The following is a 3,234-nucleotide window of genomic DNA, read 5'->3' on the forward strand; positions in this document are numbered from 1 at the left end:
ATCCACCGGTTAACGAGTCGATGGCTGTCGCAGAGGGAGGAAGCGTTTTCTTGTGGACGCCAATAACAAGGCAAGCAGTTTTCTGTTTTTCTGCGGTGCCGCTCTTAACAACAAATTCCATGGTCTCTCCGAGGGACAAGTTAGCGGATTTTATGGATAATAATACGGTTGAGCCAATTCAACCATTGTTCGTTTTGAATTTATGAATTCCACCAAGGCATGCCTTTAATCATATTTCGTTATCTTTCCAGACAGATGCTGCAGGTTATGTCAGCTGTGACATCTGTCGTCTTGCTAATTATCATGAGTGGACGCTTTGTCAACTATCTGGCACAGGCCGCCACCGGAACGCTGAAAGCAGACTTCCTCTTTGCCATCATGGGTTACCGGATCCCGGAGTTTCTGGTCATGATACTGCCCCTGGGACTTTTCCTGGCCATTATTCTCGCCTATGGCAGGCTGTATGTTGATAACGAAATGACGGTGCTCAGCGCCTGTGGTCTGAGTCGTCATCAACTACTGGGCATGACGATGGTTCCTGCGGTTGGGGTTATGCTGTTGGTTGCGCTGTTAAGCCTGGTGGTTGCCCCCCTGGGGATACAGAAAGTTGACAACATTTTTGCCGAGCAGGACTCCCTGACTGAGTTTGATACCCTGGTTTCCGGTCGCTTTCAGAAGTTTGGCTGGCAGCGCGTGACCTACGCAGAGGCGTTGACCGATGACCGTCAGCAGATGAACAAGGTATTTATCGCTAACCGCAATGGGAATAGCAATAACATCGGTGTAATGACTTTGCTTCTGGCACAAAAGGCAAGCATTGAATTCAATGCAGAAGAGGGTGGACAACGCTTTCTGATATTGGATGATGGCTACCGCTATGATCTGACACCAGGCGCCTTGCCCCTGCGGGAAATTGCCTTTGAACATTACGGTCTGCGTATGGACGAGCGCCGCTCCGGAAAAGAGATCAGCAAGGAGCAAGCCCTGCCCACGGCGACACTCCTGGAGTCCGACACACCGGGCCATCGTGCTGAGCTGCAATGGCGAATCTCTCTGCCACTGTCAATCCCCATCGTGGTGCTGATGGCATTGCCCCTTGCCCGGGTTAATCCCAGACAGGGGCGTTATGTGAAGCTGTTGCCCGGAATATTACTGTATCTGCTGTATCTGGCTTTGCTGATGAGTGGCCGTGGTGCGCTTGAGGATGGACGACTGCCGACGGATATTGGCTTGTGGCCTATTCATCTGATTTTCTTGCTGATTGCCTTGCTGTTGTACCTTGTTGAGCCGGGCAAACTCTGGCTGGCACGCCGGAGGGCTGGAAATGCATAAGCTGGATCGTTACATATCCAGAAATGTTCTGGGGGCAACGGTTATTGTCCTGCTGATACTGGTTTGTCTGGAGGCGTTGTTTTCCTTCCTGGGACAGTTGGATGATGTCAGAGGCAACTATCGGTCCCTCGATGTGCTGATTTATACCCTGTTGATGATTCCCAAAAAACTGTACGAGCTGATTCCCGTTTCGGCCCTGGTCGGCTGCCTTGTGGGTCTTGGTTCCATGGCCTCCAACAGTGAGCTGGTGGTGATGAGGGCCGCTGGTATTTCATTATGGCGTATTTTGTGGGCAGTAATGAAGCCCGCTCTGGTCATGATGGTTACCGGATTGGTACTGGGAGAATATCTTGCCCCCATGGCAGAGCAGGTTGGCGAGACCAGAAAGGCGATAGCCCGCTCTGCTGATGGTACGTATACCGGCGAAGGCTTCTGGCACCGTGAAGGCCGTGAAATTATGTATTTCAATGCCGTCGAGCCAAACGGTGTGCTTTACGGTGTGAGTCGTTATGTTTTTGATGATGATATGGAGCTTCTGGAAAGCTCGTTTGCCAAAAGGGGAATCTATCAGGGTGATCACTGGCTGCTGGAGAAGGTCACGACCATACGCCGCAAGGGTGACCAGTTTATGACTGAGCAGAGTCTGGTTGAACCCTGGGATACCAGCCTGACCACAACGCTGCTGAAAGTCGTGGTGGTCAAGCCTGAAGCATTGCCAATCTCCGGCCTGCTCACCTATACGCAGTACCTTGCAGCACAGGGGCTGGATGCCGGAGAATATGATTTGGCGTTGTGGACCAAACTGCTTCAGCCGTTATCCATACTCTCCCTGGTTATTGTGGGGATCTCTTTTGTCTTTGGTCCCTTGCGTTCGGTCAGTATGGGATTGCGGATCTTCTCCGGGGTAATCACCGGCATTGTATTTATGATCGTTCAGAACCTGATGGGACCATCGAGCTTGGTATTCGGGTTTCCGCCGGTATTATCGGTAATAATCCCAATCATCATCTGCCTGCTGGTCGGGGCGCTGATGTTAAGGCGGGCTGCCTGAACGTTTATAGGCAACAATCAAATGGATGAGTGTCGCCCGGTTATGAAACTGCACTGGAGGAGCAGGTGCTTGTGGTCAGGTTTTATTTGTCGGTTTATTCAGAAGAATGACTCTGGATAACGATGCCAGATCCTGCCAGCTTCGCCGCTTGTGATCAACCAGTGCCCAGAGAAGCCCGATACCCCCAAGCGACAGCGCAGGAATGGCAATCAGAAAACGGATAACACTTTGCCATGGGCTGATCAAATGATTGTCACTGGTGACTATTTTTATTCTCCAGGCCTGCATGCCGAGGGTTTGTCCTGACCGGGTCCAGAAAAAGCCAAAGAATCCGTAAGTGATGATCAGCAGGGCGGCGTAGAATAAGGGGCCTCCGGTCTGATAACCCGCTTCAGTCATCGCTTTGAGCTGCTCATCTCCAAAAATCCCGATCTGGATGAACAAATTAACAAAACCAGCCATAAATAGCAGGGCCAGAATTAACAGAGAATCGTACAACATGGCCGCAGCTCTTCTCCATACTGGAGCCGGGGTGAGATTAGTGGCTTCCATCGACCTCTTGCCTTGTTATTTAACGTGTCAGGGCATTCTATCAGCAATTGTTTTTTACGCACATGGCTATTGTTGGTCAGCCCTCTGGTTATTTCCTCACTTCATGGGTCAAGGTGTGAATACTTGAGTAGTTGACCAAATGGAAACGAATGTATCTGGCTAAGTGGACAGTTACTATGCAAGGCGCAACTTAGCCAGTATAGCCGTAGCTATGTGACGTAGCTATGTGACAAAACTGCAATGGAGCACGATTGCATGGATGCATAAGCCAGAGCAACGCAGGAGCAGTTGCCGCGCAG

At 50.7% G+C, this 3,234-nt stretch carries 3 protein-coding genes; 2 read left to right on the forward strand and 1 reads right to left on the reverse strand.

Translation table 11 applies throughout. From position 1 onward, the window contains the following. Nucleotides 1-219: 219 nt before the first annotated feature. Together lptF and lptG are read left to right on the forward strand one after the other, a co-directional pair. Nucleotides 220-1,332 carry an LPS export ABC transporter permease LptF gene (lptF, locus tag KDK14_RS18990; RefSeq protein ID WP_257266778.1) on the forward strand — a complete coding sequence of 371 codons (1,113 nt, stop codon included), beginning with the start codon at nt 220-222 and terminating at the stop codon, nt 1,330-1,332. Beyond that, nucleotides 1,325-2,383, forward strand: a complete 1,059-nt coding sequence (gene lptG, locus KDK14_RS18995) for an LPS export ABC transporter permease LptG (protein WP_257266779.1) — start codon at nt 1,325-1,327, stop codon at nt 2,381-2,383. Before lptF ends, lptG begins: the two co-directional genes overlap by 8 nt. A 75-nt stretch (nt 2,384-2,458) precedes the next feature. Here lptG and KDK14_RS19000 read toward each other — a convergent pair whose 3' ends face one another. Further along, complete coding sequence (locus KDK14_RS19000) at nt 2,459-2,935, reverse strand: RDD family protein (protein WP_257266781.1); 477 nt, start codon at nt 2,933-2,935, stop codon at nt 2,459-2,461. Nucleotides 2,936-3,234: the final 299 nt, after the last annotated feature.

Source organism: Endozoicomonas sp. ONNA2, from assembly GCF_024606365.1.
GTDB lineage: Bacteria > Pseudomonadota > Gammaproteobacteria > Pseudomonadales > Endozoicomonadaceae > Endozoicomonas.